The sequence below is a fragment of the Oscillatoria sp. HE19RPO genome (assembly GCF_024220515.1).
Lineage (GTDB): Bacteria > Cyanobacteriota > Cyanobacteriia > Cyanobacteriales > Laspinemataceae > Laspinema.
On sequence record NZ_JAMXOT010000321.1, the window covers coordinates 1 to 3,823 of the forward strand.

The 3,823-nt window shown below is 49.3% G+C and carries 5 protein-coding genes; all 5 read right to left on the reverse strand.

Annotation, left to right across the window (positions count from 1 at the left end; translation table 11 throughout):
- Positions 1–66 precede the first annotated feature (66 nt).
- Positions 67–882 (reverse strand): MBL fold metallo-hydrolase, encoded by an 816-nt coding sequence (locus tag NG833_RS25220; protein WP_375293950.1) that lies wholly within the window; start codon positions 880–882, stop codon positions 67–69.
- Positions 883–945: 63 nt separating this feature from the next.
- Positions 946–1,545, reverse strand: a complete 600-nt coding sequence (locus NG833_RS25225) for an aminodeoxychorismate/anthranilate synthase component II (RefSeq protein WP_254568036.1) — start codon at positions 1,543–1,545, stop codon at positions 946–948.
- Between the two features lie 491 nt (positions 1,546–2,036).
- Positions 2,037–2,573, reverse strand: coding sequence for a diacylglycerol kinase family protein (locus tag NG833_RS25230; RefSeq protein WP_254568037.1), 537 nt, complete (start codon positions 2,571–2,573; stop codon positions 2,037–2,039).
- An 89-nt stretch (positions 2,574–2,662) separates the two neighbouring features.
- Positions 2,663–3,184: an rRNA maturation RNase YbeY gene (gene ybeY / locus NG833_RS25235; RefSeq protein WP_254568038.1), complete on the reverse strand. Its 522-nt coding sequence runs from the start codon at positions 3,182–3,184 to the stop codon at positions 2,663–2,665.
- Positions 3,185–3,202: 18 nt separating this feature from the next.
- The gene (locus tag NG833_RS25240) at positions 3,203–3,430 is read right to left on the reverse strand and encodes a DUF3285 domain-containing protein (RefSeq protein WP_254568039.1); all 228 of its coding nucleotides are present in this window, start codon (positions 3,428–3,430) and stop codon (positions 3,203–3,205) included.
- Between the last annotated feature and the right edge of the window lie 393 nt (positions 3,431–3,823).

Genomic DNA, 3,823 nt, shown 5'->3' on the forward strand with positions numbered 1-3,823 from the left:
GGGGGGCAGTCTCTGTACTGCCCCCCCTTCTCTATCAAGGTCATGAGTAATTCCGTTAGCTACTGCTCAACCTGTCACCGTCTGATAACTCATAATCTTAATCACTGGACCCGTTTCTGGCAAACTACCCGTAGTCAGTTCAAGGGAATTGGCATTGACCTGTTCGACAACCCGATTATCCAGAACCGATAAAAACTCATCCACCTCAACTAAATCGCAAATCTCAGCATCTGCGGCAGTGGTGCGATAATGCATGGGAATCACCACCTTGGGGTTCAATTTGACCATTGCTTCCTTGGCTTCCGAGGGGGTATAAGCTTTTGGACCCCCTCCTACCGGCAATAACAGCAAATCTGGGCGTCCCATCAAGATTTGCTGTTCTGAATTAATCGGTGCCGCTGCGCCGCCTAGGTGGAGGATTTTCACCCCCGCTTGGGTCCAACTCCAAGCGACATTGATGCCAAACCGTCGTCCGCCATAGCGATCGTGGTCCGTGCGAATCCCTTGGATTTGCTTGTTGCGAAACTGGTAGGACCCGGGTTCAAACAATAATCGGGGTTGTCCCGGGAGTCCTTCGGTATTTCCTTCGTCCAATAACCGAGAACTAATTAAGACTAAATCTGCGGAGACTAACGGGGGGGGATATCCTGCGGTACATCCGAGGGTCCGGAAGGGATTGACGAGGACCCGCTGGCCTTCCCCTTCAAATAAAAAGCAAGTATGGCCTAACCATTTTACGGAGAGAGAATTAGTGTTGTTAGCCCGGTTTCCCGAACTGGGTGGCGTTTGAGCGGCCCATTGTTGCCATGCTGAAGGAAGTGTGGTGGCAATCCCTGCCAAAGCCGCTACTTTCCCGTAATGGAAAAACTGTCGCCGATTAATCATGATCGCAATCGCTACAAACAGCGGAATTTAAAGGTCAACGGTCGAGGATGAAAGGGTTGATTACACGAGGGATTTCAACTGATCGAGAAAGTTTTGTAGCAGTTGTTTTCCCGGGGTGGTGAGGATGCTTTCGGGGTGAAATTGCACGCCTTCTAGGGTGGGATACTTCCGATGTCGGACTCCCATGATGGTGCCATCTTCCACCCATGCGGTAATTTCCAGTTCTGAAGGACAGGTGTCTCGGTCAATGACGAGACTGTGATACCGCGTGGCGGTAAAGGGATTGTCGAGATTTTGAAAGACGCCCACTCCGTTGTGATGAACTTCGGAGGTTTTACCATGCATGAGTTCCGGTGCACCGACGATTTGACCGCCAAAGACTTGTCCGATGCATTGATGGCCGAGGCAAACGCCGAGAATCGGCAGGGTGGGGGCTAATTCGGTAATTAACTCCAGGGAAATGCCTGCATCTTCCGGGCGTCCGGGTCCTGGGGAGATGACGATCGCATCCGGTGCTAATTTACGAATTTGGTCGAGGGTGATTTGGTCATTCCGGTAGACGCGGATATCTGAGGCGATCGCCGTTTCTTTGCCTAGTTCTCCGAGGTACTGGACGAGGTTGTAGGTAAAACTATCGTAGTTATCGATAACGACAATCAAGGTAGAGACTCCTGTTTAGGCGAACAATCATGAGATCTCTTGCAAAAAAAAGGATTGATCCCCCCGACCCCCCTTAGATCCCCCCCCGCCCCCCTTAAGAAGGGGGGAGCCAGAGGAATAAATGTTGAGTTCCAGGGGGGCTTTTTAGAATTTTGCAAGAAGTCTATTATAATAATTGGGGATTTTAGAGTTTAGAGTTTAAAGCTGAGAGTTGGCAGTTTAGGCCAATCCTGTTAAATTAATTCATTGACATTCTCTGATAGAATAAGACGTTTTTGAACCGGAGTTGAGCGGGCTCGATTCAGGAGATTGAGAGGGATGCCGGTTGAGGACTCCAGGAGTCGGGTGAGGGGTGGATGAGTTCCACCCTTCCCGATCGCGATTGAGACTGTAGCCTTGGCAATTCATAACCCGAGGAGTTTAGGCGGGGACCGTATTGGGTGTCAATGGCACCGGGGACTCTCTCCACTGGGGAGGGTCAAGACCCTGAGTTAAAGAATACTTTGCACCCAGGTGAATAAGGGGGGTAACAGCAGGCATCCGGCCACGGCGATCGCGACGATCGCTGAGATTAATACGGCACCGGCGGCACAATCTTTGGCAATTTTAGCCAAGTCGTGGTAACTTTGCTGAACGGTTAAATCCACTACAGATTCTAGGGCCGTATTCAGGAGTTCCATGGTTAAAACCGCCCCAATTGTTAAGGTAATGATGGAAATTTCTACAAAGCCGACTTGTAAAAAAATCCCTAGGGCGATCGCCACTGAACCAATGACGACATGAATCCGAAAGTTGCGTTGGGTTTGAAAGGTGTAGCTGATTCCCGTTGCCGCATATTTAAAACTGATGAATAAGTTCGTAGCAACCTGCCAGGACAAATCACGATTGAATCGGGTAGGCTGATGCGATGCTCGCTTGGATGGTGGGGTCGTTCCCTCTGGAGACATAGGCAGAACAGTAGACAAATTTGATGATGGGTCAACGGATGGAGTCGGTTGGCCAGTTATTTCCGAACGGTCTATTTTCATAGCAGATATTGCTTCCGTGCGCTAGGAAAGCTCAGATACTGAAACCATACTACAACCTGATTTTTTGACAAGTTGTGTTGTCTGTATCGTTACAAGGCAAGACCCACAGCGGTGAGTAAGGTTTCTTGTTGACCTAGCATCTGCATCAAACTCTCTTCATCCGGATGATCCCAACCCAACAGATGAAGGAGTCCATGAGCCGCCAACCAAGCAAGTTCTACGGTGACGGAATGATCCTGCTGTTCGGCTTGTCGAGCGGCTGTGTCCACGGAAATAATAATGTCCCCTAAATACAGAGGAATTTCTCCGGGGATAGACTCTATCTGTGGATACTCTACCTCTAAAGCGGCAAAGGATAACACATCCGTAGGTTTATCTTGATGGCGATATTGGGCATTGAGTTGTTGGATTTCCCCATCGTCACTCAGGCGGATGCTCAGTTCGTAGCCGATCGCCGGTGGCAGTTCGGTTTCAAGCTGTTGCAACCAAGTCTGGAACCACTGGTCCCAGGTTTCGGAGGCAGTCGCCTCGAACGGCACTCTCCCCGCCACATCAGACTCCCAATAAGCATTTTGCACACTCAGATCCAGTGGAATCGTTTGACACTGCACTCTATTTTTATCCTCTGCTTAACGGGTTAAATAGGCAAGTCCCACCAGCAGCCCTAACAATCCCGCCGTCGTCAGGAAGAAGTGCTTCAAAGAAGTCCCCCGCTTGCGAACCATATTTCGCATAGCCAGTTTCACATAGCTATCTTTGGGGCTTTCAGGGGCTTCACCGGCTTCAGATTCAGTCAAGGGGGCCGTTTCAGATTCAGGTCGGTCGGACAACTCAGACGGGGTGGATGGGTGACTCATCGCAGTTAATAAAATTATGAGTTGTGAACAAAATTGATAGCATTTTGTTCAATTCTACCACTTTTGGGGAGTTGAATTCCTCCAATCTGTAAAAAACCGGGACAGAATTTATACGGAATGCGGTTGGAATAGGTCTTTAAAAATAAGTTGAGCAAATTGTAGGGTGGGCATTGCCCACTGAATGGAGGTGGGCAATGCCTCCTGAGCTTGTCGAAGGTCCTACGATTTGTCATACTTTTAACAACCGGATTTAGTATTAGGGAACTCCAAAAAATAAAACCTTCAAAAAACCCGCAGGCTCAAGCCTGGGGCTACACGGACAAAGCGGTGCCTGCGCGGGCTAAAAGAGCCTTGTTAGGTGCGATCGCATCAAAGCAAGGATGATTTATTTGT